This is a genomic window from Pseudomonas huaxiensis (assembly GCF_003231275.1).
GTDB lineage: Bacteria > Pseudomonadota > Gammaproteobacteria > Pseudomonadales > Pseudomonadaceae > Aquipseudomonas > Aquipseudomonas huaxiensis.
On sequence record NZ_QKVL01000004.1, the window covers coordinates 182,137 to 206,432 of the forward strand.

Below are 24,296 nucleotides of genomic sequence, written 5' to 3' on the forward strand. Positions count from 1 at the left end.
TATCGGCTGACTAGACTCACGCCACTTTCCTCACCTTGTTGCAGGAGCTTTCGATGAGTATGACGTTTTCCGGCCAGGTCGCTCTGGTCACTGGTGCCGCCGCAGGCATCGGCCGTGCCACGGCGCAGGCGTTTGCCCGGCAAGGGCTGAAGGTGGTGGTAGCCGATCTGGATGTTGCGGGTGGCGAGGCCACGGTGGCGTTGATCCGCGAAGAGGGGGGCGAGGCTATCTTCGTCGCCTGCAACGTGACCAAGGACACCGAAGTGCAGCAGTTGCTGGCGCGGACTGTCGAGGCCTATGGCCGCCTGGACTACGCCTTCAACAATGCAGGTATCGAGATTGAGCAGGGCCGTCTGTCCGAAGGCAGCGAGGCGGAGTTCGACGCGATCATGGGCGTCAACGTCAAAGGCGTGTGGCTGTGCATGAAGTACCAGTTGCCGCTGATGCTCGCTCAAGGTGGTGGCGCGATCGTCAATACCGCTTCGGTTGCCGGCCTTGGCGCGGCGCCGAAGATGAGTATCTACAGCGCCTCCAAGCACGCGGTGATTGGCCTGACCAAGTCCGCTGCGATCGAGTACGCCAAAAAGCAGATCCGGGTCAATGCCGTCTGCCCGGCGGTGATCGATACCGACATGTTCCGCCGTGCTTACGAGGCCGATCCGCGCAAGGCGGAGTTTGCCGCAGCCATGCACCCGGTTGGACGCATCGGCAAGGTCGAGGAAATCGCCAGCGCCGTGCTCTACCTGTGCAGCGACGGTGCAGCCTTCACCACTGGCCAGGCGCTGGCGGTGGACGGTGGGGCCACGGCTATTTGACGGCCAGCATGGCCTGGACCGTGGCGTTTCTGCTGGAGCGCAGCAGGGCGCCGGCGACCACCAGGCAACCTACCAGCAACAAGGCGCCGAACAAGCTCAAGGCGGTGCCGGCACCGAAGCGGTCGGCCAGCAAGCCGGTGAAGATCACCGGCAGGCTGAACCCCAGATAGGCGAGCAGGAAGAATCCGGCGCTGGCGCGGGTTTTTTCTGTTCCGGCCAGCGCATTGACCGCCGACAGCCCTCCCAGATAGATAAACCCGTAGCAGGCACTGCTGGCCCCGATTGCTCCCAGCAACACGGCCGGCAATGTGCCGCTATGCGCGCCCCACGCCAGTAGTGCGTAACTGCATGGCAGCACCAGCAAGCCCAGTCCGGTCGAGCGGGCTGGCGTCATGCGTCGTGCCAGTGGTTGGAACAGCAGGCCGCAACTGATGACACAGAATGTCGACATCCCCGACCAGTTGGCCAGTTGATGGCGTGCCAGGATCGAAGGCATCAGGGCGATGACCAAGCCGACACAACCCCAGGCCAGCAGAATCGCCAGGCCGTAGGGAAGGCTTCCCGTCGGGTAGAACGGCAGGCGCAGCAGCGCGGTTTGGCGGCGAACGCCAGGATCTGGCAACCCCGACACCGCCAGCAGTGCAACCAACGCCAGGCTCAGGTGCAGCGCAAAGCTGCCGGGTACGAGTGTGGCACCTTGTAGCAGGAACAGACTGGTGACCGCCGCGCCGAGACCGAAGCCCAGCGAAGTGCTGGCAGTGACCCGGTTGGCTGCGGCGCGGCTGTCGCCGTTGCGCATCAACTCGCCCATGTACGCGGTGCCGGTGGCCGACGCCAGCGCAGTCCCCACGCCCAGCAGGGTGCGGGCAGAGGCGAGGGTGGTCAGGCCGGGTGCGAGCATCGTCAGTAGCGTGGCCAGCATCGACAGGCAGAGTGCCGCAATGATCAGCGGCTTGTGGCCGACCCGGTCCGCCAGTCCGCCGAGCAACAGCAGTACTGGCAGGACGCCGACGACGTAACCGGAAAAAGCCACCGCAGTCGCCGCCGCCCCCTGACCGGAAAGCGCCGCGTAGGCGGTGTAAAGCGGGGCCTGGAGATTGACGGCAAAAGTGACCAGGCACAGGGCGAAAGCCAGTATGGCGGACGCATGGCGGGTAATCATGGGGGACTCCTTGTAGTGACAAGGTGATTTTCGGGTGACCGTAGACAGGGGGAAAGGCACACCCCGGGCTCTTTTGTGATTAACTGTTCGGCCAAAATGACCAAACACTCAAGCCATGAAACTGAACCTTGATCGGCAATTGACGACCCCGCTGGTGCAGCAGTTGGCGGATGGCCTCCAGGGTTGGATTGCCGCCCAGCGGCTGCGTCCTGGCAGCCGTCTGCCGTCGATTCGTCATTTGGCGAAGGAACAGGCGGTCAGCCAGTCCTGTGCCATCGAGGCCTACGACCGGTTGGTATCGCAGGGTTGGCTGGAGGCGCGCCACGGTGTGGGTTTTTTCGTCGCCGAACGTAAGGGCCTGGCACCTTTCGCCGAAGAACCGCACTGGGAAGAAGGCATCGACGGTCGCTGGCGGTTGTTCAGCGACGATCGTGATGCGCTGCTCAGGCTTGGCTGCGGCTGGCTGCCGGACAACTGGCGGCAAAGCGAGGAAATTGCCCTGGCAATTCGCCAGGTCAGTCGCGGCGCGGAGCAGGATCTGTTCAGCTACGGGCCGCCGTTGGGGCTCACCGCCTTGCGCCAGCAGGTGCGCAAGCGCCTCGGGTTGTTGGGTATCCAAGTGCAGCCCGAGCAGATTCTCACCACTCAGGGTGCCAGCCAGGCCCTCGACCTGCTGGTGCGCACCCTGCTCAAGCCGGGCGATACCGTGCTGGTGGAAACGCCCGGCTATTACAACCTCTACAACCTGCTGCGCCTGCACGGCGTGCGCATGCTGCCGGTGCCGCGCACGGTGGACGGCCCCGACCTTGAGGTGATGGCTGATCTGTTGCGCGAGCACGCCCCGCGTTATCTGTTCATCAACAGCCTTTATCACAACCCCACCGGCACCAGTCTGAGCCCGCGCACCGCCCAGCGGTTGCTGGAACTGGCCGGCGAATTCGACATGAGGATCATCGAGGACGACATCTACGCTGACTTTCAGGACAGCCAGGCGACCCGCTTGACGACCCTCGACAGCCAGCAGCGGGTGATTTACCTCGCGAGTTTTTCAAAGACCCAGAGCAGTTCGCTGCGGGTCGGTTACCTGGTCGCCGATGCGGGGCTGATCGCGCGCCTCGCCGAGGTGAAGATGATCACCGGGATTGGCACGTCGCGGTTCGCCGAGCAGGTGCTGGCGCAACTGCTGGCCAGCGGGGTGTACCGCAAGAGCGTGCAGCGCTTGCGCGTGCGCCTGGCCCAGCATATGGCCAGTGCTTTGCGCCTCCTCGAGGCCACCGGCTGGGAGGTTTTCGCCGAGCCTTACGGCGGCATGTTCGTCTGGGCCCGCTGCCCGGGTGTCGACTCCAGCACGCTGCAACAGATCGCCCAGCGCGAAGGTGTCGTGCTCTCGCCGGGTTCGGCATTCGACCCGGAGGGCGCCGACAGTGACTGGCTGCGGATCAATGTTGCCTACACCCAGGATGTGCGTGCTCAAGCGTTTTTTCAGGCGGTTGGCCAACTATCGCCGCGACGACCTTCAGTTTCCTGAAAACGACGGCTCCGTAGCTTTTTGCCATTATTCCGGCGCCGGTGTCTTGTGCTGCCACGGGCGCCGTTGCCACTCTGCACCCTTGGCTATGCGGCGAGTTATCCAGGGGCAGAAGGGGGCAGCGAGCAATGAAGTCGGGCGCAAATGGTGGTTTCGCCAACCTGGGCATGGCCCGCAAGCTGGGACTGGGATTCACCCTGGTGCTGTTATTGACGGCGGTTGTGGCCGCGATCGGTATTGCCGCGCTGTATGGCCTCGGCCAGCGCGTCGATGGGCTCAAGCAGATGACCGCGTTCAACAACGGGGTGCTGGCCTTGCGCTTGAGCGAGCAGCGTTTCGCCCAGCGTTCTGACCCCAAGGCGGCCGAGGCACTGCGCAAGGGTGTGGAAGCCTTGAGCGACCAGGCCGGGCAGTTGCCGGAGCTGGCCGGCAGCGATGTCGGTGCCGAGTTGAATGCCTACCGCCAGGCCTTCGACCAATTCGTCGAGTTGACCCAGGCCAAGGAGCTGGCGCTGGACATGGCCAGTTGGTCGGTGTCCAGCGTTGCCAACAACCTGGACGTGTTGCAGTCCGGGCTGGCGGACGATGGAACCTGGACGCTGAAAGACTCCCAAGGCCAGAAAGGCGCCGAGTTCGTCGAGCAGGCCGGCCAGGTCGGTCAGGTGGCGCGGCTGATGCTGCTGGCGATGGATGAGGCACGGGTGCGCCTGGAGCAGAACCGCAAGGGCGCCGACGATGTGCGCCAAGGGCGTATCGAGCAGGCTGATCAGGCCGCGGAACTGGCCGCGCAACTCAAGGGCAGTATCCAGGACCCTGGCTATCAAAGCGTGCTCGGCGAGGTGACCACCCACATCGCCAGCTTTGGCGAGAAACTTGGGGAATACACAGACTTACTGGCTCGCGAGGAGCAATTACGCCAGCAGTTGCAGGCGCGGGCGGAACAGGTCACGGCTCGGGTCGAGCAGATCAACGCGGCCATCGATGCGGGAATGCAGGCCGAGCTGAAGCGTAATGCCTTGCTGATTCTGCTGTCGTCATTGCTGGCGCTGCTGGTGGGCATTGTCGCGGCGATCCTCATTACCCGGGCCATCGTGCTGCCGCTGCGCCGGGTGATCAGCCGTGCCCAGGAAATTGCCGCGGGTGATTTGCGCGGCGAAATCAACGTCGATCGCCGTGATGAGGTGGGGCAGTTGCTGCTGGCCATGCAGCAGATGGGCAGCGGCCTGAGCGGTATCGTCAGTGGCTTGCAGTCCGGGATCGACAAGCTGGCCAGCAACGCCCACACCTTGTCGGCGGTGACCGAGCAGACCAACCGCGAAGTCAGCAGCCAGAAAGAAGAAACGGATCAGGTTGCCACCGCCATGCAGGAAATGACGGCTACCGTGCACAGCGTTGCCCGTGATGCCGAGGAGGCTGCGCAAGCCGCGCAATCGGCGGACGGCAAGGTGGAAAGCGGCCAGCAGGTGGTGCGCCAGAGCATGCAGCGCATCGAGCGACTGGCCAGTGCCGCCGACTCGGCCAGTCACAGCATCGAGAACCTCAGCGCCGAGATTCAGCACATCGGTTCGGTGCTGGAAGTGATCAAGAGCGTAGCCGAGCAGACCAATCTGCTGGCGCTCAACGCCGCCATCGAAGCTGCCCGCGCGGGTGAGCAGGGCCGTGGTTTTGCCGTGGTGGCGGATGAAGTGCGGGCCCTGGCCAAGCGCACCCAGCAGTCCACCGAAGAGATCGAGCGGCTGGTCAGTAGCTTGCGGGCCAATGCCCAGTCATCGGTGACGCAGATCCAGAACAGTGGCGAACTGGTCAAGCTGGCGGTGGCTGATGCGCTGCAAACCGAAAGTGCGCTGGGCAGCATCGCTGCGGCAGTGTCGCTGATCCAGCAGATGAACCAGCAGATTGCCGCCGCCGCAGAACAGCAGAGCTCGGTGGCCGAGGAAATCAGCCGCAGTGTGACCCAGATTCGCAGCAGCGCCGATCAGTCGGCGATGGCCATGCAAGGCAACGCCAGCTCGAGTATCGAGCTGGCGCAGTTGGGGGCGGAGTTGAAAGGGATGGTCGGGCACTTCCGGATCTGAGTCCGGAAATGCCTGTCAGGCGCTTTTACGCCAGTTGAGGATCAACAGCGTCAACACCCCGGCGACTATGCCCCAGAAGGCCGAGCCGATGGAGAACAGGGTGAATCCCGAGGCGGTGACCATGAAGGTGATCAGCGCCGCTTCGCGCTCCTTGGCTTCGTTCATTGCTACGCTGAGGCCGTTCATGATCGAACCGAACAGCGCCAGAGCCGCAATCGACAGCACCAGTTCCTTGGGCAGGGCGGCGAACAGCGCCGCCAGCGTGGCGCCGAAGGTCCCGGCGATACCGTAGAAAATCCCGCACCAGACCGCGGCGGTGTAGCGCTTTTTGGGGTCTTCATGGGCATGCGGCCCGGTGCAGATTGCCGCGCTGATCGCTGCCAGGTTGACCCCGTGGGCGCCGAACGGTGCCAGCACCAGCGAGGCCAGGCCGGTAACCGAAATCAGCGGCGAGGCGGGTACTTGATAGCCATCGGCGCGGAGCACGGCGACGCCGGGCATGTTCTGCGAAGTCATTGCCACCACGAACAACGGGATGCCGATGCTGATGGTTGCGGCGAGGGAGAAGCTCGGCGTGGTCCACACCGGTGTCGCCACTTCCAGCTTGAAGCCGCTGAAGTCCAGCAGTCCAAGCGCGCCGGACAGCGCTGTACCCACAACCAGCGCGGCGAGCACCGAATAGCGCGGCGACACCCGTTTGATCAGCAGGTAGCTGAAGAACATCCCCAGTACCAGGGTGGTGCGGTGCTGGGCGGCAACGAAGATTTCGCTGCCGATCTTGAACAGGATTCCGGCCAGGAGCGCCGACGCCAGAGACGCGGGAATGCGTTTGACCAGGCGTTCGAAACTGCCGGTCAGGCCGCAGATCACCACCAGCACGGCGCAGGTGATGTAGGCGCCAATGGCCTCGCCGTACGTCACGCCGCCGAGGCTGGTGATCAGCAATGCCGCGCCCGGCGTCGACCAGGCAACGGTCACCGGTGTGCGGTAACGCAGTGACAGGCCGATGCTGCACACCGCCATACCGATGGACAGCGCCCAGATCCACGAGGAAATCTGCGCGCTGGTCAGCCCCGCAGCCTGGCCGGCCTGGAACATCAGCACCAACGAACTGGTGTAGCCGGTGAGCATGGCGATGAAGCCGGCGACCACCGCCGAGGGTGATGAGTCGGCCAGCGGCCGCAAATGTGCGGAGGTGGCGTCGGGCATGGCGAAATCCTTATACGGGTGTCAGCAGATTTTTCAGACTACCGTGGGACAGGGTGTCGATTGCAATACAGCAACCGTTGCATTTAGCCGTACAGTCGCCAACCATGAAGGTCGGTTCGCTTTTGCAGAAAAAGGGGGAGGGGCAAGATGTACAAGGTCTATGGGGATTACCAGTCGGGCAACTGTTACAAGATCAAGCTGATGTTGCACCTGCTCGATCTGCCTTACACCTGGCAGCCGGTGGATATTCTCAAGGGTGAGACACAGACGCCGGAATTCCTGGCAATGAACCCCAATGGCAAGGTCCCGGTGTTGCAACTGGAAGATGGCACCTGCCTGTGGGAGTCCAACGCGATTCTCAACTTCCTCGCTGACGGTAGTGAGTTCCTGCCCTCTGAACCGCGGTTGCGCACCCAGGTGCTGCAATGGCAATTCTTCGAGCAGTACAGCCACGAGCCGTATATCGCGGTGGCGCGTTTCATCCAGTTCTATCTGGGCCTGCCGGACGAACGCCTGGAGGAATACCGCAAGCTGCACAAGGGCGGGCACAAGGCGCTGAAGGTGATGGAGCGGCAACTGGAAGTGACGCCGTATCTGGTGGGCGACCGCTATTCGATCGCCGACGTGGCGTTGTATGCCTACACCCATGTCGCGCATGAGGGCGGCTTCGACCTGAGCGCTTATCCGAAGGTGCGGGAGTGGCTGGCGCGAGTGGCAGAGCACCCGCGGCATGTGGCGATGGAAGGCTGAGGTTCAAGGAGCGAGCTTGTCGGGGCGCCGAACCGTCGCGAAGGCCTGCACAGCAGGCCCCGAAAGGATCAGGCAGCCGAAAAACGCTGGTCCAGATACGCGATGATCGCCTTGGACTCATACATCCAGGTGGTTTTGCCGTCTTCTTCGATGCGCAGGCACGGCACCTTGATCTTGCCGCCTTCGGTGAGCAGGGTCTGACGATCCTGTTCGTTGTTCTTCGCGTCGCGCAGGGTGACCGGCACGTTGAGGCGGTGCAGGGTGCGGCGGGTCTTCACGCAGAACGGGCAGGCGTGGAACTGGTACAGGCTCAACCCGCGGGCTTCCTGCTCGACCCGAGCCTGCGCTGCGGGGTCACGCTTGCGTTTGGCCGGGCGGCTGATCCAGTCGAGAAAGACGATCACCTGGCCGAGGCCGACCCGCAGTGCTTTGACGATCATGGCAACTCCTCAAAATGAAAAAGCCGACCTGGACAGGTCGGCTCGCGTAACGCTCCCGATCACTTGATCAGGCTGAGAAACTCGCTGCGGGTCGCGGCGTTATCGCGGAATTCGCCGAGCATCACCGAAGTGATCATCGACGAGTTCTGCTTCTCGACGCCGCGCATCATCATGCACATGTGCTTGGCTTCGATGACGACGGCGACGCCCAGGGCGCCGGTAACCGTCTGCACCGCCTCGGCGATTTCGCGGCTCAGGTTTTCCTGGATCTGCAGGCGACGGGCATACATGTCGACGATCCTGGCCACCTTGGACAGGCCCAGCACCTTGCCGCTCGGGATGTAGGCGACGTGCGCCTTGCCGATGAAAGGCAGCAGGTGGTGTTCGCACAGCGAGTACAGCTCGATGTCCTTGACCAGGACCATTTCGCTGTTGTCAGAGCTGAACAGAGCGCCGTTGGTCACTTCTTCCAGGGTTTGGGTATAACCGCGGCAAAGGTACTGCATGGCCTTCGCGGCCCGTTTCGGCGTGTCGAGCAGGCCTTCGCGGGAGACATCCTCGCCGAGCTGGCCGAGGATTGCGGTGTAGTTCTGTTCCAGTGTCACAGGGGCTGATTCCATAAGGGTTTCAGAGGGGGTACTGTTTCAGTCTGTACCGATTTTGTACCAACCAACTTGCTTTCAAGCTTCCCGAGCTCGCTCCAGTCGGTGCTGGAATTGAGCCACCGGGCATACGTCGACAGTAGCATTTGCACGCTGTGACCCAGCTGATTGGCAATAAACGCGGGGTTCATACCCGCCATGAGGCACATAGTAGCGTATGTGTGTCGGCAGTTGTATTGCCGACGGGCGCGAATGTTCAGCTCAGCCAGCGCGGCCTGGAAGTGCTTATCGGTCACGCTGGCCTGCTGGATGAACTCGAAATTTTTGGTGGGAGGAAACACAAAGGCCGACTGAGGGTGCTTTCTGCGGCTCTGACGGTTGCGTTGGCGAGCTACTTTCTCCGCTTCCTCAAGAGCGTGCAAAGCCCGGCTGTTGAGCATCACTTGCCGGGCGCCCTTAGTCTTGGTGCGTTCTTCGATCTGATAATCCGCAACGATGCGGCAGACCTCGACCAAGCGTTTGTCCTGGTCTACTGCGTCCCAGCGTAGAGCAGCCATCTCGCTCGGACGCATACCGGTATAGAAGGCAAACTCGAAATAGGCAGCATAGATCCGCATCGAGCTGGTGAGTGTTTTATACAGGTAGGCGATGACAGCATCAGCCTCTGCCACGGTGAACGGGTCAATAACCTTCTTCGCTCGGGGTGGCAGTTCGATGGCGTCCACTGGATTGCGGTTTATCAGTCCGTCTTTCACGGCAGTAGTGAACAGTGTCTTCAATCGTTGAATGGCTGAGCGCTTCGCACCAGGTGACGTCCAGTCGGTATTACCCACAACTTTACGCAGCATCATTGAGGTAATGCTGTCGATCGGCAGTGTGGCAAGCGTTGGCATCCAATATAGGTTCAGCGAGATGCGGTAGTTCTTCCGGGTGCCGGCCACCACTTCCCGGCTGTTCAGCCACTCTTGGGCATACTCCCCAAAGAGGGGAGTAGCCGAGTGAGTCGTATAGGAGGAGTTCGGGAACAGCTCGGCATATCGTTGTTCGTCCAGTATGCCGTGTTTGATCTGGCTAGTTACGTTAGCGCGTAGATCGGCTGCCGCTTTAAGCCCCTTTGGCGTTTGGGGATAGGGGAGGGTTTCGCAACGGCGTTGCCCTTTCCAGGTGAAGCGAATGCGGATGGACTCGCCGACAAATTCAACTCCGGTGGGCAAACCCATAGGCTTTCGAGCCATGCCTCGTATCTCCTGATGCTGTAGTACACGCGGTTATCAATAGTGTTCCAGACGCCTTTGGGGATAAGTCCCTTGGCCCTTTTCCCCTGCAGGGCGCGGTTGGTGGTGCCCACCAGCTCGGCCATCTTTTTTTCAGGCACAAAGTCTGACTGGTAGGTATCGGCTGTCAGCTCTACCGTTGGGTCAATTTGGTGGTGATTCATGCAACCTCCCGCTGAGCCACGCTCAGGCCGACAGCTACTGGCCGTACCCAGATCGGCAAGCTGCTGAGTACGAAGGTTTCGCCTTGGGCGACAAGTAGGAGAGTGGTACCCATCACGTGGGCGATCGCTTCTGCCGCCGCTGGCGGCACTGCGTTGCCGATTCGCTCCCGCCACGCCTGGTCAGAAAGGCCGTCCAGCTCCAGGAAATCCTCGGGCTCGACCAGGCTCTGCAGGGCGGCGAGCTCCAGCGTGGTGAACGGACGGTGCCAGGTGCCATCGAGTGACTCAATCACGCATGTGAGCCGATCATTCGCCTCGGGTAGGCGAGGATCGGCCACGCTCCAGCGTCCGTTGTCGTGCATGGCGCTGGCGGAAACAGCACCTGCTGACCCAGACCACTCAACCACACCATAGTGGCCGCCTGTCAGGTAAGCATCGCCTTTCGTACGGCGCATTCCTGGTCGCGGATCTGCGATCGATAGCTGTCCACCCTGGACGCCCTTACCGCCGGCAATGACGGTCGAGCTGTACCTATGCCAGTCCATCACCGCCAGGTTGTTGCTGTGGCGCTTCCAGTTCGGCCGAGGATCCGCGATGCACTGGCCGCCAGCGCTTGGTGACTGGCCGCCAGTTACCACCCCGGCCGGACCATCCATCCGGCAGACCCGGAACACGTTGTTGTGCCGAATGCCGTTCGGGCGTGGATCGGCCACGCTGAAGGTCCCTTGCCCTGGGCTCTTTACCCCGATGACTGCTCCGGTAGTGTCTGCCCAGCGACGAACGCCGTATTGCTGGTACTGCAACGCTCCCGCTCTGGCCCGGGGATCAGCGACCGAGAACTTACCGTTCATGGGCCTATTCGCCCCGGCGATGACCCCGCAGTTCTCGTTCCAGTCAGTCACTCCGAGAGATCCGCGCCGGTACTCAGGAACGATGATCAGATCCCGGAGATACCCGTCCTCAATCGCCAGATCGTTCAGACTGCGCCAGTCCTTCCCGGCTTCGACTAATGCAAGACGAACCCAGGTTTTCCATTGCAGCGCTGGTACCCGGTGCATAGGGCCGGCAGCTTCGATGTCGCCGGCCACTGGCATTCGGCCGAGGATCGATCCGACAGACTTGAGCGTCTTTTTTTCCGGCTCGTACAGGAACGGAGGAACTTTCTCGACATGGCGCGCAACCAGAAGGAAGCGCTTGCGGCTCTGTGCCAAACCACCGATGACACCGCAGTCGTGCGTGGTTTCCGCCACCGCGTACCCGAAGTGGCCCAGTAATGCGTTGATCTGGTCAAGCAGATGGCGGCCTCGTGTTGCGAGGCGGGGGACGTTCTCGAACACGATCAGTGGGACTGGATCGTCAGCCCAGGCCTCGCCCATAAGCCAGATGCAGCGAAGGGTGAGCTCGTTCAGGGCCTGGTACTTGGGGGTCTTGCTGGTGGCTTCGGACAGCAGCCCGCTCGCGCCTTTACACGGGCTGCTGATGAACACTGCGTCCGGCCGCTGGTCGCGAGCCGCACGGCGAATTTCTGCTGGGGTCGCCTCCCGCCAGCCTAGCGGCGGTTCTGTCCCGTGGAAACGGGTGTACTGGTCGCGAGTGAACAGGTCCAGCAGCGTGCCCTTCACGCCGCTCAGGCGCTCGAAGTCCGCCAGGCCGGCCGGGTCTACGTCGACGCCGCCGAGGCACTGCCACTCGGCCTGAAGGTTGCCGACGATGGGCTTAGCGCGGTTGAAACCCTTGGCGCCGCCGCCCAGGCCGCAGCACATGTGGAAGTGCTTCAAGACATGCTTGCGTGGAATGGTGGCGTTCATGACAGCACCTCCACTACGTCGCGGTGGTAGAGCTTGCGGACTTTCCCTGTTGCCGGATTTGTGCCGAACAGGTAGCCGGGCTGGCTCCACCATGCGCCGTAACCGGTTACCTCAATGGTGACCAGGTGGCCACCGAGAACGGCGCGCAGTCTGCTCCCTGTTGGATACGCGCGCTGTATCGCGGCGGAAAACTGCTGTTTGGCAGCGTCCAGTGCCAAGTCGGCCGCGATGGGATCCAGAGTGCCAGCCAGTTGCAGGGCATGGTGGATGGCCAAGGCCATCCCCTCGACGGTGGTGAGCACACCTGCAGCACTCCCCTCCAATTTCGAGTAGATGGCGTCGGCGATGCGATCGCATACGGCCTGGGCTTCTGGCGTTGGTGCGTGGTCGGGATTGTGCGTATACCCCTTGACAGGCTGCGCGTGCGGGCGATCTGAAGCGATCAGCGTTGTATCAGGGGGCGCTGCCTGGCGCAGCCTGTCGTGGGGTACCTGCGACTCGGCGGGGGCGCCAAGTGAGGAAATAATGCCTGCAGCTGCGCAGCAGAGGCTCTTTGTTTTTTGAGTGTCGACGCATGCTGCTTCGCGGAGCAAAGCGGGGGCAGCTGTGTCGTTTACCTGTACTTCCGCGTGCCCGCTTTCCTCCGAGGTCAGGGTTGGGGTTGGTCCCGGTCGGGTGTCGCGCGCGCGTCCTGCACAGGGCGCGGAAACGAAAAGCAAGCCGGTGGTGTGGTGGGCCTGATTCATGCTGCGGCCTCCTGTTCTGCGGGTTTCAAGAGGTCGGCGATCGCGATGGCTTCGTCACGTAGGCGTCGCGCGTCGCGCTCGAGCTTTTTGCCAGTCTTGAAAGCGCTCCAGGTCTCGGCTGCGATGCGCAGGTTTTCCGCGATCTGCAGGAGGGTATTGCGATGGTGATCTTTCAAGGCGCTATTGAGCTTGAGGGCTCTGGCTTGGGCGGCCAACCGCTGGTTGTTGATGTGGGAGGTCTCGAGAGATGCCTTGAGGTCCTCGATAGTCGCTTTGTGTATGCGATCGCTGGCAGCGCGCCCCTTTGCGTTGCCCGCCTGGCGACCGGTCCAGTACGCGTAAGCGAACAGGCCGAGCATGAATGCACTGATAACGGTGAGGGCGATCACTTGTTGGGTGGTCATGGTATTGCTCCTTGTGGTGTGCGGCCGGTGGTGGCGGCCTATGCGTGGGTTACTGCTGGTCTTGCTGGTCCAGGATGAGGCGCGCATGCTCCTCGTCTGCCTGGTGAGCCCTGACATCGATAAGGGCTGCAACGTGGCGAATGTGGATGTACTTCGGGTCTTTTCGGCTTACTCCGAATGTTGTTACGGGCAGATTGATTCGCCCGGTCTGCAGGTGATCGGCGAAGGTCTGTTCGTTGAGGTTTCGGAAATACTGCACTCGGATTTTCTCCGCAGGGATCAGTACGTCGCCGAAGGTTCGGTACAGCAGTTCTACGGTGTTCGAGTCAGGTGCGTGCGGCAGGCGCAGCGCGATTTGGTTGTTGGTGCTCATCAGGCGTCTGGCTCTCCCTGAGCTTGTGGCGTGACGGATGGTTCCAGGTGATCTCGCAGTGTTTGCGCACCAGGCCCTGCAGGTGCTCGGGAACCTCGCGAAGGGCGGCATTGCGCTCCTCGCGGGTCCTAAGCTGCAGGATCTGGGCTGCGTATTCCCTAGGCCGCATGACGCTTGTCTTCCGGTGGTGTCGGAAGCTGCAACTGCAGGCGCTCGGCGAGCCAAGGGATCCCGGCCTGCTTAACGCGGGTGGACTCGCTGTACTGCATGCCTGCTACCGGGTGGAACCAACTGCCTTCCTTCTTCCGCAGGTAGTCGCGGTCGCGAGTGGGGTAGCGAGGAAGATTCTTCTCGTCCAGCAGATCCTGCTCACGCATCAAGCGGATCAGCTCGTTGCGGGTGATGCCGAACAGCTTGGCGGTTTTTGCCAGGTCGCGTTCCATGGTCACCTCCTATGCTGCTTCGGCAAGTGATTGTTTATTCGAAGGCGTCTCGGCAGTGTCGAGTTGGCCGTTGGCGATCGCCTCAAGGTGGGCCGCGATCTTTCTTGCGCTGGAAAGGCTGTTCGCCGGCAGCGTCAAGGTGTTGACCGTGGATTCCATGCGGATGACTACCGTCACCTGGTCGAGATAGACCTCGGTCTGTAGCGTGGCCTTGATGCGAGCTCCGGTCGCATCGTTGTGGAGGATTTGAGTGAACTGCCCAGTCAGGTTGGTCTGTGCTTTCAGGCATGTGAAGGCGCTGCGGCTCAGTGCGAAGTTCATGCGGACAGCTCCTCAATGACGACGGGTTGTTGCAGGGCGTACCCCCAAGGGCGAATGCCATTGGTGGTGCTGGCAGGCAAGCGGACGCGGCGATAGCCGAGCAGTGGCAGGCATTGCCCAATCGCCATCTGATTGGCGCGGTCTTCGGTCAGGCCGAGCGCTTCGATCAGGCTTGGCCCGGTTACCATCGGGGGCCAGTCGTTTTCGGCCAGGTGGGAGCGGAGCTGTTGCTGAAGCTGATACTGGCGACGATTCGGAGTAGGGGTGTCGGCGCTGTCGATCCAGTCGCTGGCCCCCAGCTCGGCCACCAGGTCGACCCCAGTGGAGCGCTGGGTGGCCTGGTTGGCTCGGGACGCGGCCATGCGGCGGTTCATGCCGATGACTCGGCCGGTGCGGAACATGGTATTGAACACACGACCTGCGCTGACGATGCGGTCGGCCTCGATGTGCTCGGCCATGGGCGCTGGCTGCTGCGCTTCGGTGGTGTCGATGATGGAGTACGAGCCGTGTTTGCGCAGGCTGGGCAGCACTTCGCTAGTCACCCACTTTTTGAAGCGCTTGGCTTCCGGCTTGCGGCTGCGAAGGATCGCGGAGAACAGGCCGGACTCGTTGATGATCAGCATTTCCTGTTCGGTTGTTCCGAAGTTGCCATGCTGGTTTTTAGGGGGGGTCTGCACAATTGACAGACCCTTTTCGTCATCGTCCAAGTGGCGGGTCATTGCCGACGCTTCGCTGTAAAGCAGTGCTGCGGATACGTCGTTCGCTACGAACCACGGGGCGCCGTCGATCATCAGCAGGCGGACGTTGTGGTTTTCAAAGGTGCGATGGATTGGGTGGTTCACGCCGCATGCCCTCCGTCACTCGGATTCGATGGGCGGGGAAAAGGGTCGGCGGTTTGTGCCGACCCTTTGCTGATGGGCGAGGTTGAGCGTTTGGTAGTGCCAAATGCGCAGCCGTATTGCTTGGCCAGGCGGCGGATCTCGAAGATCAGATCGGTGGACGCAGCGGCCGGGTGGACGTGCAGTGATGCTGTGGTGTGCATGATGTTGCCTCACTCTGTGGTTGAAGAGTGAAGCAAATATCACGCATCGTGCTTTATGCTGTCAACACGGTTCGTTTTATTTTTTTGGGGTGTGCATGAAACGTGATGACTTGAGGATGCCTCCAACAAGGTGGATATGCTCAACTTCATTCTCGTTGACGTGAATTGGCGCGTGGTCGGTGTTGACGCTATCGAAGCGGTAGGTGCCGTCGCGAAAATAGATGAACTCTTTGATCATCGTCCTGCCGTTTGCGGTTCTGACCAATACCTCATCTCCGCTGAAGTAGCGCTTGCTTGGCTCTACAAGCACGTACTCCCCGTTCTTGATCCTCGGATGCATGCTGTCGCCTGTCACTTTTAAACCATAGGCGTCCGGGTCATCACTATGGATGTTTAGATAGCCGTCTCCATGCCCTGAGGGAAAGTCAAGAGCTTCAAAGTATCCGTTAGTCCCTAGTTGTGCATAACCTACCACTGGCACCGCGCCCTCCAAGGCCCGTCTTGCTAATGTAGTGTTGACGCTGGGCGGGACTTCAGTGGCGGCTGAGCCCGGCAGCAGCTCTCCCAGGCTGATATTCAAAGCCCGCGCCATCTTTTCAATGTCTGCGAGGTTGGGTTCTCGGATGCCTCGCTCATAGTTTCCTACACGGGATTGAGACTCCCAGCCGCAGGCGTTCGCTAGTGACTGCTGACTCAGGCCTTTGCTCTTGCGGAAATGCTTGATGCGTTGTGCGAGTGTTTTCATTCCTGATTTTTAACACGTAATGAAATGTTTTTTTTGCACTAACTGTGTTGATTGGTCCACGAATCGTGATATCTTCGGCGGCGAGTCAACCGGAGTCTTCATCATGAATCGTATCGCTGAGATAAGAAAAAGCACTGGTATCAAGCAAATAGACCTGGTTGCTCGATTGGGATGGACCCAGGCCCGATTGAGTAACTATGAATCTGGGCTTCGTATGCCAGGGCTGAGTGAGTGCCGCGCTATCACTGCTGCTCTGAATGGGCTGGGAGCGGAATGTGCTCTAGATGATGTGTTCCCACCCGAACTGGACGAGCCGCGAGCGGCATAGTCCGCACGCAAAGAAAAAAGGCGACCCGAAGGTCGCCTCGTTTCCCCCAGTAGCACCACCACAGTGTTACCGGGCCGGGTTCAAGATGGGCGGGCACACCACGTAACCACTCACCTTAAACCCGGGGTCTAGGCACAAGTGCCTAGGGTTGCCGCCTTCTCCACCACAGATAGGGCGGCGGTGCCGGGCTAGTCCAATGGACTGTTTCGGCAGTAACTCTCTCAAGCCACGCGGCGAGTGTAGCACCACGGCTCGTCGCAGGCACTGGCAGCCTTTATGGCGTAATGCCATGTGCCTGAAGGGGAGGCGATTGATCGCTTCCCGAACTCGGCAGCAGCACCACATGCTGCCGGGAGCGCGACAGGTAAGTGGGCACACCACATAGGTCCATTTACCTTGACCGCAACACCTAGGCAGGGAGCCGAGGTGCCGCCTCCACCACCACGGGAGGCGTTGTTTCGCCAGGGGTAGTCGATGGATCGACGCCCCGGCCAGAGGCCGTATCAGCCCCGCTGGCCGGCTATTTACTCTCTCAACGCTATGCGGCGCACGCACCACCACTGCACGCTGCTGGCACTGGCTACCGACAAGGACAATGCCATGAGCCGAACCGCAATGAGCTCTACTGACCGCGCCAAGCGCGAAGTCCTGCCGCTCGATCTCGCGCTGTACCACGCTGTACGTGAATACCCAGGCGGCGCGGCCGCCATCGCAGCCACTACCGGCCGCAACCCCACCACCCTGCAGCACAAGCTGTCCCCCACCCATCCAAGCCACATCGTGAACGTGCAGGAGTTCGGCGAGATCCTCGAGTTGACCAAGGATCCCCGGATCCTTGACGCAGTTCATGCCCTTGTCGGTGACACCATCTGGCAAGAGCTGTCTGACGCATACACACATGACATCCCCGAAACGCTAACGATGGGCCTGGCCGATTTCTTCCGGCAGGTCGCCGGTTTGGCCGAGACCTGGGCGCGCAGCATCGGCGATGGAAAGGTTGACGATCAGGAGCTAGCTGAGATCCAGCACCAGGTGTTCAGAGGTATTCAGGGATTGCTCGGCATGTATCGCCGCGCTGAATACGTCAACCAGACTACTCGGGGGGCTCGCCGTGGCTGATGTTGCTGATGTTGCCAACGACCGCGTTGACTTGTTCCTTGAGCTGTCCCTTGCCGCGCGTAGGAAGCTGGCGGCAGTGCGTGACTCGTTGACCGAGTGCCTGGACTGTGGCGATCCGATTCCCGAGGCGCGGAGGCTGGCAGCCAAGGGCTGCGAGCGTTGCATCGATTGCCAATGCGACGTAGACAAAAAGGGACTTCGCCATGCTGGATAAGGTGCTTGATCAACTGCATGACTATGGCCTGGAGCCGGAGCAGCCGCTGCTGTTCGGCAAACTTGTGCGGTGTCGCACTCAGCAGGACAAGGGCAAGGAAAAGAACGGCTGGTATGTCCTTCATGAGCATATGACCGAGAAGGGCGGCACGCTTATTTTCGGCAGCTTTGGTGACTGGCGGCATGGTGAAACGCAAAAGATAAAGACCGATGGCAAGGGGCTGACCCCTGAGGACCGCGAGGTCATGCGCGCACGGCAGGCAGATGCCAAGCGCCGCGCAGCTGAGATCGCGGCGAATGCCGCGCGCCGTGCAGCCAATCGCGCAGGTGGATTGTTCAAGCGCATGCCGGTGAAGGGGCGTAGCGCCTACCTCGACCGCAAGCAGGTGGTGGGCCTCGGGGTGCGTTATGCCCCGAAGACCGGGGCTGTGTTGATCCCCATGCAGAATGCTCAAGACACCATCGTGGGCCTGCAGGTCATCTTCCCGGCCGTGCAGGAAACCACCGGCCGCGACAAGTCCTACTGGCCCCACGGAATGGCAAAGGAGGGAGCATTCCACATGATCGGTGGGCATCCTGAGCCCGGCGAGCCCGTGTTGGTGTGTGAAGGCTACGCGACTGGCGCAAGCCTGCACATGGCGACTTCTGAAGCTGTGGCAATCGCTTTCGACGCCGGCAACCTGCTGGCGGTTGCCAAGCATATGCGAGAGCGCTTCCCTGGCCGGCCGATCATAATTTGTCGTGACGACGACTGGAAGACCACACGGCCTGGTGGCGAGCCGTGGAACCCTGGCGAGGAGAAGGCCAACAACGCAGCAGTAGTAGTGGGCGGCCAGGTGGTCGCCCCAGTCTTTTCCGTTGAACGCGACGTGAAGTGGACCGACTTCAACGACTTGCACTGCGCCGAGGGCCTGGAGGCCGTACGCCGTCAGGTGATGGCGGTGATCAAGCCCCCGGCCACCGGCGGCTGGAAAGACATGCTGGCCAGGACTGAGAGCGGTGCCCTGATTGCCCACATGCAGAACGTCGAGCTGATCCTCAGCAACGACGAGCGCTGGGCAGGAGTCATCGGTTACAGCTCCTTCAGCTCCAAGATCATGAAGCTGCGTGCGGCGCCATATGGCGGCGACCCCGGAGAGTGGAGCGACATCGATGACACGCGGGTGATGAAGTGGCTGGCCCAGCAGTACAACCTGCGTGTGAAGGCTACCCACGTCGTCGAAGCGGTCAGTGTGGTGGCCCATGACAACGCCTTTCATCCTGTGCGCGAGTACCTGGCAAAGCTGGAGTGGGATCAGGTACCACGGTTAGAGGTATGGCTGCATAAGGTGCTGGGCGTGCCCCTGAACGACTACAGCGCCAAAGTTGGTAAGCGCTGGATGATCTCCGCCGTCGCTCGCGTCATGCGGCCCGGCTGCAAGGCCGACACGGTGATGATCCTCGAAGGCGCCCAGGGCGCTGGTAAATCGACCGCCATGAGTGTGCTGGGCGGTGAGTGGTTCATGGACACTCCTTTCACCCTGGGTGACAAGGATGCGTTCCAGGCCATTCGGGGGAAGTGGATAGTGGAGCTCGGTGAGCTGGACAGCTTCAACAAGGCGGAAAGCACCAAGGCCAAACAGTTCTTTTCGGCCTCCACCGACACCTACCGCGAGAGTTACGGGCGAAGAACCAGCGATGTGCCACGCCAGTGTGTTTTCGTCGGTACGACCAACCAGGACGAGTACCTAAAGGACGCCACCGGTAACCGACGGTACTGGCCGGTGGCATGCACCAAGGTCGACCTCGAAACACTCCGCCGGGTTCGCGACCAGCTGTGGGCCGAGGCGATGTTCTGCTATCTGGCCGGCGATATCTGGTGGACGACCCGCGAGGAGGAGGAGCTGTTCACCAAAGAGCAGGAGGAGCGGTTCGTGGTGGACGAATGGGAAGGCCCGATCCTGAAATGGTTGGAAGAGTCGCAGGTTGGTGAAACGGTCACCGGCAGTGACTTGCTCAAGGATGCGTTGAACCTGGACATCGGCCACTGGAGCAAGCCCGAGCAGATGCGTGTGGGGGCCATCATGCACCGACTTGGTTGGCGACGCCGCAGGATGCCGGCTTTGCCTAAAAGCGGGGTGCGGCCCTGGGCGTACCAAAAGCCCACAGGGTGGGGGGCGCCCAGTCCTCTTGAGCAATCGATCATGGCCAAGGAGGAATGCTTTTGATCAAGCGTATTGATGAGATGCTCAAACTGTGGGCTCAGGAGTTGCACACGCCAGATGTCAGAAGTGGTGTGGGTGGTGGTAGCATGCTGGCCCTGTTGATAGAGTGCCAGGGCGAGTTGATCCGGGGGACCCGGGGTAGTCGGGTGTTGTTGGACGAGTCCGCTGACATTGAGATCATTGTGAATAAGCACCTGGCGCCGGAGCTCTATGTCATTGTCAGGGAGCACTACTGTAACCAGGAGAGCCTTCTGAGTCAGAAGATCGCGCACTGCCGGTGCAGCAGGAAGACCTACTATGAGCGCTTGCACCAGGCCCACGAGGCAATCGAGTCCATGCTGATGGGGAAGAGGGCGGCATGATGCGCCTTTCTGTGGCCTACCGCCCCGCCATTGTCCAGCCTCGTCCTGCACGGGCTGAGCACCTCAAACCCGCGCATTATGTGGCCTGTCCCACCGTCCCACCTTTCACACATAGGCGCACACGTAGGGCGCGGGCGTAGCGTTACGCGCGCATTGCGCGCAGCGTGTTTTAATTCTTTCTCTATACACGGGAAAATAAGTAGAAAGGTGGGACAGCAGGACAGGCCCCGTGTTTGAGGCCCTGCGATGGTCCCACCATCGCCTATCCCTTTGAGGCCTTTGGGACAGCGCGAACGGGGAGGCAATCCGGGTAGGTGTATTCACCCGACATTCGACAGACATTACCCAGACGTAGCCCACTTATTCGCAGGTGGCATTAAATCCCGCTTGCTGCCAGGAAACTGCACCTGTAAAAAGTACCCATCTTCGAGACGTGCGGGCGCACAAAGCGACCCGCGACACACCGCAAACCCGGCCACCGCGCCGGGTTTTTTATTGGGGAATCCGCATGACCAGCGAACAACAAGCGTTAATCGAAATGCCCATCTGGGTGGTGATCTTGCTGGCCCTGGTCGGCGGGGTGTCCGGCGAGGCATGGCGAGCAGACAAAGCGGGGGTGCATGGTTGGGCCCTGGTGCGGCGCATCGCATTGCGCTCCGGTGCCTGCATCATCACCGGGATGGCGACGATCATGCTGCTCTACTCGGCGGGGATGACCATCTGGGCAGCTGCGGCGTTCGGTTGCATTGCTGCGGTGGCAGGTGCCGACGTGGTGATCGCCCTGTACGAACGCTGGGCCGCAAAGCGGATCGGGGTCTGCGAAGTGCCGCCCGGCGGTAATGCAAATCAGTGACCAGAGGAGGGAGACCATGCAAGTACGAGTTCTTGATGAGGCCAAAAATGTCCTTTGGGTCAAAACAGAAACCGGCGGGTTGACAAGCTTGTCGCACCGCCGGGATGGAACGCTGGCAAAGATCATTGCTCACTTGGAATCTGCACTGGAGCAGGCTCGGGGAGAGTTGATCTGCCAAGAGACGGGCGGAGATGTGGCACAGCAGAATTCTGCCGCCCTTGAGGAGATGTTAGATCGTCAGTTCTTTGTTGATGTTGGCCATCACCCATCCCCAAATGTTCGGGGAGCGGAAGAACGAGTGCCATGCGGGCGGGGCCCGGAAGTAAACCCTGTTGCCTGACTTCCAGATCGCCACCACATGCCCCGCAAGATCCGCGCTCCAAGCTGCTTGCTGGAGCGAGTCCATGATGTCCTGCTGTTGACTGTCGGACTTGCTTCCGAACGACGATTCCAGGGGGAAGACAATCATGTCCTGCCCGCTGTGGTGCACATGAGCAATTTTGTACTTTGCCATCTCAATTCCTTTTCGTTTTTGAGGGAGTCCTTCCTCGGCACGCCTTCTGCTGGGAAGGACCTTGGGATGGTAGCACTTTGCTTGTGCGATAAACGCCTTCGTGACTAGACCGTCAAACAGTGGGGGCGCGAGGTGCCGGCCGGGCCGCGAGCGGCGGGGACCCTAGGAGATTTTCTAGGGTACAGGGTCGGAAGCCCGCGCCGTTGGCCCAGCGGGTGGGGGCGGTGCTTAGTGAAATCTGGGTCCTCACCCGGCCCCGCCCCCTACACGGGTGCGCAGACTCGCGGAATCCCTGCAGCTGAGCAGGTGACAGGGATGTCCGTCTTTACAAGGACTTAGCGATGGGTAAGACCGTCAGCAAACTTGAACTCTCTGAGATCGTCGGCCGCGATGAGCGCACGCTGAGCCGCTGGCAGAACGACGGGATGCCGGTGATCGAGTTCGGCGTGGGGCGCGGCAACGAAAACCAGTACGACACCCAGGCGGTGATCGAGTGGCTGATGCGGCAGGCGGCGCTGAACGGCAAGAAGGAAACCACCCGGGATCGGTTGGACAGGATCCGGGGTGACCGCGAGGAACTGGCCCTGGCCAAAGACCTGGGCGAGGTCGTGATCGAGGCCGAGATGGTCCAGCGCTTCGAAGCGATGATCACCGCAGCCAAGATCGAATTGCTCAACACCTACCCGGACGAGCTGGCAGCTGCCCTGTCTGCGCGCTACGGCATTGAGGTCGATGACCAGCTGATCCGCGATCCCATCGACACAATACTGAGGAGGTTGTCCGCGTATGCCGAGGATGACGATCTCGATTGGGATCCTGACCAGTCGAGCGACGAGGAGGGCGCTGAAGAAGACAGCGAGTGAGGGGATGCGCCGGGCCTGCCGCAAGTGGGCGCCACCGCCACGCATGAGCATCATCGAGTGGGCCAGCAAGTTCCGCTGGCTTGCGCCGGAAGAAACCGCCAAGCCTGGCAAGTACCGCTTCGATATCACCCCTCACCTGGTCTGGCCGGGCGGGCCGCTGGAAGCGCTGGACGACCCGAACGTGATTGAAATCGTCGGGCGCAAGTCTGCCCAGGTGGCATGGACCTCCGGCGTGCTCGGCAACGCCATCGGCAAATGGATCGACCTGGACCCCTCACCGATCCTGGTTCTGTTCCCGAAGGCGGAAGCCGCGAAGCAATATGTGGCCGAGAAGCTGGAGCCGATGATCGAGGCCACACCTCGGCTGCGCAAGAAGGTCGACCTGCGTAGCCGGAAGCTCCAGCAGCGCCAAGACTTCAAGCGGTTCCCTGGTGGATTCCTGAAGATGGTCGGCTCCAACAGCCCGGCCAGTGTGAAGTCCACCCCGGTACCGAGGGTCGGCATCGAGGAGCCTGATGACTGCAACCTGAACCTGCGGGGGCAGGGGGACAGCATCAAGCTGGCGAAGGAACGTCTCAAGACCTTCCGGCGCTCCAAGATCATCATTGGTGGCACCCCAACCATCAAAGGCCTTTCAGCAATCGATGCTGAGCTGGAACTGTCGGACAAGCGCGTTGGCCTGGTGCCGTGCCACGGTTGCGGCCTGTCGCATGCGCTGAGCTTCGAGCATCTGCACTGCGACGAGGACCCGGCCTATTTCCATGAGGTGTACGGCAAGCGCCGCCCGGAGACGGCGTATTACGCATGCCCTCACTGCGGCGAGATCTGGGATGACCACCAGAAGAACGCGAACCTCAAGCATGGTCGCTGGGAGGCAACAGCCGAGTTCCGGGGGATCGCGGGTTACATCCTGAACGAGCTCTATGCAACCTTCCACGGCTCACGCTTCGAGATCCTGATGGAGAAGAAGCTTCAGGCCATGCATGCCGCCTCGATCGGCAACATCGGCCCGATGATCGCTTTCACCAACAGCTCGATGGGTGAGAGCTACGAATACAAGAGCAACGCTCCGAAGACCGACGAGCTGGAGAAGCGCGCCGAGCCTTATGCCGAGCTGAGCGCGCCCAAGGGTGTGTTGCTTGTCACGGTCGGCGTGGACGTCCAAGGCGACCGGTTGGCGCTGATGATCGTGGGCTGGGGGCGAGGGGAGGAGTCCTGGCGCCTTTACTGGGGTGAGTTGCCGGGCAACCCAATCGACCCTAACGACCCTGTCTGGACCGAGCTCGACAAGATCATCTCCACTCCCATCGCGACAGAGGGGGGCGGGCAGATCGCAGTGTCGGCCGTCAGCATCGACAGTTCGGACGGTAACACCAACGATGCGGTGTACACCTACGTTCGAGACCGCCAGCGATACAACATCATGGCGATCAAGGGAGCATCCATCGACAGCCTCGATCGGGAGATCTTCACCAAGCCGGCCCAGTCGAGCGACACCACCCAGGACAACACGAAGGCGGCCAAGTATGGCCTTCGGGTGTACATCGTCGGGACTCACAAGGCGAAGACACTGATTGACGGCCGTATGCGTCTCACCGGCAGCGGCCCTGGTCGAATGCACTGGTACAGCGAGATCCGCTCGGACTACTACGAGCAGGTCACCAACGAAGTTCTGGCGCCACACCCGCGCATGCCCAGCAAGATGGTGTGGCAGAAAAAGGCCGGTCGGCGAAACGAAGCATGGGACTGTGAGGTGTACGCCTTGCATGCAGCGCGGAGCCTCAAAACCCACCTGTTACGCGACAACGAGTGGGATCAGCTGGAACAGCAGCAGTTGCAGCCCACGCTATTCACCACTGAGCAGGCGATCGCGCCGGTGCCTCGTCGTGCGGTTTCTCGCGGGCGTGGGACACGGAGCCGCGTCGGCTAACCGAGGTTC

26 protein-coding genes and 1 pseudogene are annotated in these 24,296 nt (G+C 61.3%); 13 read left to right on the forward strand and 14 right to left on the reverse strand.

The window, feature by feature from the left end; translation table 11 throughout:
• The first annotated feature begins 53 nt into the window (after window positions 1-53).
• Window positions 54-815, forward strand: coding sequence for an SDR family oxidoreductase (locus DM374_RS07270; protein WP_110969257.1), 762 nt, complete (start codon window positions 54-56; stop codon window positions 813-815).
• On the opposite strand, the gene DM374_RS07275 is transcribed toward DM374_RS07270, so the two are convergent.
• Window positions 808-2,025 (reverse strand): MFS transporter, encoded by a 1,218-nt coding sequence (locus DM374_RS07275; RefSeq protein WP_110969370.1) that lies wholly within the window; start codon window positions 2,023-2,025, stop codon window positions 808-810. The two genes, DM374_RS07270 and DM374_RS07275, sit on opposite strands and share 8 nt — an antisense overlap.
• A gap of 67 nt (window positions 2,026-2,092) precedes the next feature.
• Here DM374_RS07275 and DM374_RS07280 point away from each other — a divergent pair, with 67 nt between their 5' ends.
• From DM374_RS07280 to DM374_RS34265, 3 genes and pseudogenes are all read left to right on the forward strand, one after another.
• A complete protein-coding gene (locus tag DM374_RS07280; RefSeq protein WP_110969258.1) occupies window positions 2,093-3,505 on the forward strand; it encodes an aminotransferase-like domain-containing protein in 1,413 nt (470 codons plus the stop codon).
• A 989-nt stretch (window positions 3,506-4,494) separates the two neighbouring features.
• A pseudogene (locus DM374_RS34260) lies at window positions 4,495-4,668 on the forward strand (methyl-accepting chemotaxis protein); the annotation flags it as partial.
• Between the two features lie 207 nt (window positions 4,669-4,875).
• Window positions 4,876-5,580 carry a methyl-accepting chemotaxis protein gene (locus tag DM374_RS34265; RefSeq protein WP_404821319.1) on the forward strand — a complete coding sequence of 235 codons (705 nt, stop codon included), beginning with the start codon at window positions 4,876-4,878 and terminating at the stop codon, window positions 5,578-5,580.
• 15 nt (window positions 5,581-5,595) lie between these two features.
• Here the strand turns inward: DM374_RS34265 and DM374_RS07290 are convergent, their stop codons facing one another.
• The gene (locus DM374_RS07290; RefSeq protein ID WP_110969260.1) at window positions 5,596-6,789 is read right to left on the reverse strand and encodes a benzoate/H(+) symporter BenE family transporter; all 1,194 of its coding nucleotides are present in this window, start codon (window positions 6,787-6,789) and stop codon (window positions 5,596-5,598) included.
• A gap of 147 nt (window positions 6,790-6,936) precedes the next feature.
• Between DM374_RS07290 and DM374_RS07295 the strand changes: the two genes are divergently transcribed.
• Window positions 6,937-7,539 carry a glutathione S-transferase family protein gene (locus tag DM374_RS07295; RefSeq protein ID WP_095155539.1) on the forward strand — a complete coding sequence of 201 codons (603 nt, stop codon included), beginning with the start codon at window positions 6,937-6,939 and terminating at the stop codon, window positions 7,537-7,539.
• 68 nt (window positions 7,540-7,607) lie between these two features.
• Here DM374_RS07295 and DM374_RS07300 read toward each other — a convergent pair whose 3' ends face one another.
• The 11 genes from DM374_RS07300 to DM374_RS07360 all read right to left on the reverse strand — a co-directional run bounded on the left by DM374_RS07300 (window position 7,608) and on the right by DM374_RS07360 (window position 15,901).
• Entirely contained in the window at window positions 7,608-7,979 is a 372-nt protein-coding gene (locus DM374_RS07300) for a glutathione S-transferase N-terminal domain-containing protein (RefSeq protein WP_110969261.1), read from the reverse strand.
• A 59-nt stretch (window positions 7,980-8,038) separates the two neighbouring features.
• A complete protein-coding gene (folE, locus tag DM374_RS07305) occupies window positions 8,039-8,584 on the reverse strand; it encodes a GTP cyclohydrolase I FolE (protein WP_110969262.1) in 546 nt (181 codons plus the stop codon).
• Entirely contained in the window at window positions 8,581-9,816 is a 1,236-nt protein-coding gene (locus DM374_RS07310) for a tyrosine-type recombinase/integrase (protein ID WP_110969263.1), read from the reverse strand. Before DM374_RS07310 ends, folE begins: the two co-directional genes overlap by 4 nt.
• A gap of 199 nt (window positions 9,817-10,015) precedes the next feature.
• Window positions 10,016-11,827, reverse strand: a complete 1,812-nt coding sequence (locus tag DM374_RS07315; RefSeq protein WP_110969264.1) for a DNA cytosine methyltransferase — start codon at window positions 11,825-11,827, stop codon at window positions 10,016-10,018.
• Window positions 11,824-12,573: a hypothetical protein gene (locus DM374_RS33440; RefSeq protein ID WP_177431525.1), complete on the reverse strand. Its 750-nt coding sequence runs from the start codon at window positions 12,571-12,573 to the stop codon at window positions 11,824-11,826. The genes DM374_RS07315 and DM374_RS33440 overlap by 4 nt, the downstream gene beginning before the upstream one ends.
• Window positions 12,570-12,977: a hypothetical protein gene (locus tag DM374_RS07325; RefSeq protein ID WP_110969265.1), complete on the reverse strand. Its 408-nt coding sequence runs from the start codon at window positions 12,975-12,977 to the stop codon at window positions 12,570-12,572. Before DM374_RS07325 ends, DM374_RS33440 begins: the two co-directional genes overlap by 4 nt.
• Before the next feature lie 49 nt (window positions 12,978-13,026).
• Entirely contained in the window at window positions 13,027-13,350 is a 324-nt protein-coding gene (locus DM374_RS07330; RefSeq protein WP_110969266.1) for a pyocin activator PrtN family protein, read from the reverse strand.
• A gap of 158 nt (window positions 13,351-13,508) precedes the next feature.
• Complete coding sequence (locus DM374_RS07340) at window positions 13,509-13,793, reverse strand: phage antirepressor KilAC domain-containing protein (protein WP_110969268.1); 285 nt, start codon at window positions 13,791-13,793, stop codon at window positions 13,509-13,511.
• Window positions 13,794-13,802: 9 nt separating this feature from the next.
• The gene (locus DM374_RS07345; protein ID WP_110969269.1) at window positions 13,803-14,114 is read right to left on the reverse strand and encodes a hypothetical protein; all 312 of its coding nucleotides are present in this window, start codon (window positions 14,112-14,114) and stop codon (window positions 13,803-13,805) included.
• Entirely contained in the window at window positions 14,111-14,905 is a 795-nt protein-coding gene (locus DM374_RS33665; RefSeq protein ID WP_110969371.1) for a BRO-N domain-containing protein, read from the reverse strand. The genes DM374_RS07345 and DM374_RS33665 overlap by 4 nt, the downstream gene beginning before the upstream one ends.
• Window positions 14,906-15,232: 327 nt before the next feature.
• A complete protein-coding gene (locus DM374_RS07360) occupies window positions 15,233-15,901 on the reverse strand; it encodes an XRE family transcriptional regulator (protein WP_110969271.1) in 669 nt (222 codons plus the stop codon).
• Between the two features lie 103 nt (window positions 15,902-16,004).
• Between DM374_RS07360 and DM374_RS07365 the strand changes: the two genes are divergently transcribed.
• The 6 genes from DM374_RS07365 (at window position 16,005) to DM374_RS07390 (ending at window position 20,980) form a co-directional block, all read left to right on the forward strand.
• Window positions 16,005-16,229 carry a helix-turn-helix domain-containing protein gene (locus tag DM374_RS07365; RefSeq protein ID WP_110969272.1) on the forward strand — a complete coding sequence of 75 codons (225 nt, stop codon included), beginning with the start codon at window positions 16,005-16,007 and terminating at the stop codon, window positions 16,227-16,229.
• A 600-nt stretch (window positions 16,230-16,829) separates the two neighbouring features.
• Window positions 16,830-17,348 (forward strand): phage regulatory CII family protein, encoded by a 519-nt coding sequence (locus tag DM374_RS07370; protein WP_110969273.1) that lies wholly within the window; start codon window positions 16,830-16,832, stop codon window positions 17,346-17,348.
• Between the two features lie 76 nt (window positions 17,349-17,424).
• Window positions 17,425-17,562: a TraR/DksA C4-type zinc finger protein gene (locus tag DM374_RS34270; protein WP_404821320.1), complete on the forward strand. Its 138-nt coding sequence runs from the start codon at window positions 17,425-17,427 to the stop codon at window positions 17,560-17,562.
• Window positions 17,552-19,768, forward strand: a complete 2,217-nt coding sequence (locus DM374_RS07380; protein ID WP_110969275.1) for a VapE domain-containing protein — start codon at window positions 17,552-17,554, stop codon at window positions 19,766-19,768. The genes DM374_RS34270 and DM374_RS07380 overlap by 11 nt, the downstream gene beginning before the upstream one ends.
• Window positions 19,765-20,127 (forward strand): PA0613 family protein, encoded by a 363-nt coding sequence (locus DM374_RS07385; protein ID WP_110969372.1) that lies wholly within the window; start codon window positions 19,765-19,767, stop codon window positions 20,125-20,127. The genes DM374_RS07380 and DM374_RS07385 overlap by 4 nt, the downstream gene beginning before the upstream one ends.
• Window positions 20,128-20,635: 508 nt before the next feature.
• On the forward strand, window positions 20,636-20,980 hold the full coding sequence (locus tag DM374_RS07390; RefSeq protein ID WP_110969276.1) for a phage holin family protein: 345 nt from the start codon (window positions 20,636-20,638) through the stop codon (window positions 20,978-20,980).
• 229 nt (window positions 20,981-21,209) lie between these two features.
• Here the strand turns inward: DM374_RS07390 and DM374_RS07395 are convergent, their stop codons facing one another.
• Window positions 21,210-21,494 (reverse strand): hypothetical protein, encoded by a 285-nt coding sequence (locus DM374_RS07395; protein ID WP_110969277.1) that lies wholly within the window; start codon window positions 21,492-21,494, stop codon window positions 21,210-21,212.
• A 341-nt stretch (window positions 21,495-21,835) separates the two neighbouring features.
• On the opposite strand from DM374_RS07395, the gene DM374_RS07400 reads away from it, so the two are divergent.
• Window positions 21,836-22,357 (forward strand): terminase small subunit, encoded by a 522-nt coding sequence (locus DM374_RS07400; protein WP_110969278.1) that lies wholly within the window; start codon window positions 21,836-21,838, stop codon window positions 22,355-22,357.
• A gap of 43 nt (window positions 22,358-22,400) precedes the next feature.
• Window positions 22,401-24,287: a phage terminase large subunit family protein gene (locus DM374_RS07405; protein ID WP_177431526.1), complete on the forward strand. Its 1,887-nt coding sequence runs from the start codon at window positions 22,401-22,403 to the stop codon at window positions 24,285-24,287.
• The last annotated feature ends 9 nt before the right edge of the window (window positions 24,288-24,296 follow it).

Excerpts from the sequence above, each read along its gene's own strand:
- DM374_RS07295 (WP_095155539.1), top strand. The coding sequence starts at position 6,937 with ATGTACAAGGTCTATGGGGATTACCAGTCGGGCAACTGTTACAAGATC.
- DM374_RS07405 (WP_177431526.1), top strand. The coding sequence starts at position 22,401 with ATGAGCATCATCGAGTGGGCCAGCAAGTTCCGCTGGCTTGCGCCGGAA.
- DM374_RS07315 (WP_110969264.1), bottom strand. The coding sequence starts at position 11,827 with ATGAACGCCACCATTCCACGCAAGCATGTCTTGAAGCACTTCCACATG.
- DM374_RS07330 (WP_110969266.1), bottom strand. The coding sequence starts at position 13,350 with ATGAGCACCAACAACCAAATCGCGCTGCGCCTGCCGCACGCACCTGAC.
- DM374_RS07380 (WP_110969275.1), top strand. The coding sequence starts at position 17,552 with ATGCTGGATAAGGTGCTTGATCAACTGCATGACTATGGCCTGGAGCCG.
- DM374_RS07280 (WP_110969258.1), top strand. The coding sequence starts at position 2,093 with ATGAAACTGAACCTTGATCGGCAATTGACGACCCCGCTGGTGCAGCAG.
- DM374_RS34265 (WP_404821319.1), top strand. The coding sequence starts at position 4,876 with ATGACGGCTACCGTGCACAGCGTTGCCCGTGATGCCGAGGAGGCTGCG.
- DM374_RS07390 (WP_110969276.1), top strand. The coding sequence starts at position 20,636 with ATGACCAGCGAACAACAAGCGTTAATCGAAATGCCCATCTGGGTGGTG.
- DM374_RS07290 (WP_110969260.1), bottom strand. The coding sequence starts at position 6,789 with ATGCCCGACGCCACCTCCGCACATTTGCGGCCGCTGGCCGACTCATCA.
- DM374_RS07345 (WP_110969269.1), bottom strand. The coding sequence starts at position 14,114 with ATGAACTTCGCACTGAGCCGCAGCGCCTTCACATGCCTGAAAGCACAG.
- DM374_RS07400 (WP_110969278.1), top strand. The coding sequence starts at position 21,836 with ATGGGTAAGACCGTCAGCAAACTTGAACTCTCTGAGATCGTCGGCCGC.
- DM374_RS07300 (WP_110969261.1), bottom strand. The coding sequence starts at position 7,979 with ATGATCGTCAAAGCACTGCGGGTCGGCCTCGGCCAGGTGATCGTCTTT.
- DM374_RS07325 (WP_110969265.1), bottom strand. The coding sequence starts at position 12,977 with ATGACCACCCAACAAGTGATCGCCCTCACCGTTATCAGTGCATTCATG.
- DM374_RS07365 (WP_110969272.1), top strand. The coding sequence starts at position 16,005 with ATGAATCGTATCGCTGAGATAAGAAAAAGCACTGGTATCAAGCAAATA.
- DM374_RS07270 (WP_110969257.1), top strand. The coding sequence starts at position 54 with ATGAGTATGACGTTTTCCGGCCAGGTCGCTCTGGTCACTGGTGCCGCC.
- DM374_RS33665 (WP_110969371.1), bottom strand. The coding sequence starts at position 14,905 with ATGATCGACGGCGCCCCGTGGTTCGTAGCGAACGACGTATCCGCAGCA.
- DM374_RS07310 (WP_110969263.1), bottom strand. The coding sequence starts at position 9,816 with ATGGCTCGAAAGCCTATGGGTTTGCCCACCGGAGTTGAATTTGTCGGC.
- DM374_RS07340 (WP_110969268.1), bottom strand. The coding sequence starts at position 13,793 with ATGGAACGCGACCTGGCAAAAACCGCCAAGCTGTTCGGCATCACCCGC.
- DM374_RS07395 (WP_110969277.1), bottom strand. The coding sequence starts at position 21,494 with ATGGCAAAGTACAAAATTGCTCATGTGCACCACAGCGGGCAGGACATG.
- DM374_RS07370 (WP_110969273.1), top strand. The coding sequence starts at position 16,830 with ATGAGCCGAACCGCAATGAGCTCTACTGACCGCGCCAAGCGCGAAGTC.
- DM374_RS07360 (WP_110969271.1), bottom strand. The coding sequence starts at position 15,901 with ATGAAAACACTCGCACAACGCATCAAGCATTTCCGCAAGAGCAAAGGC.
- DM374_RS33440 (WP_177431525.1), bottom strand. The coding sequence starts at position 12,573 with ATGAATCAGGCCCACCACACCACCGGCTTGCTTTTCGTTTCCGCGCCC.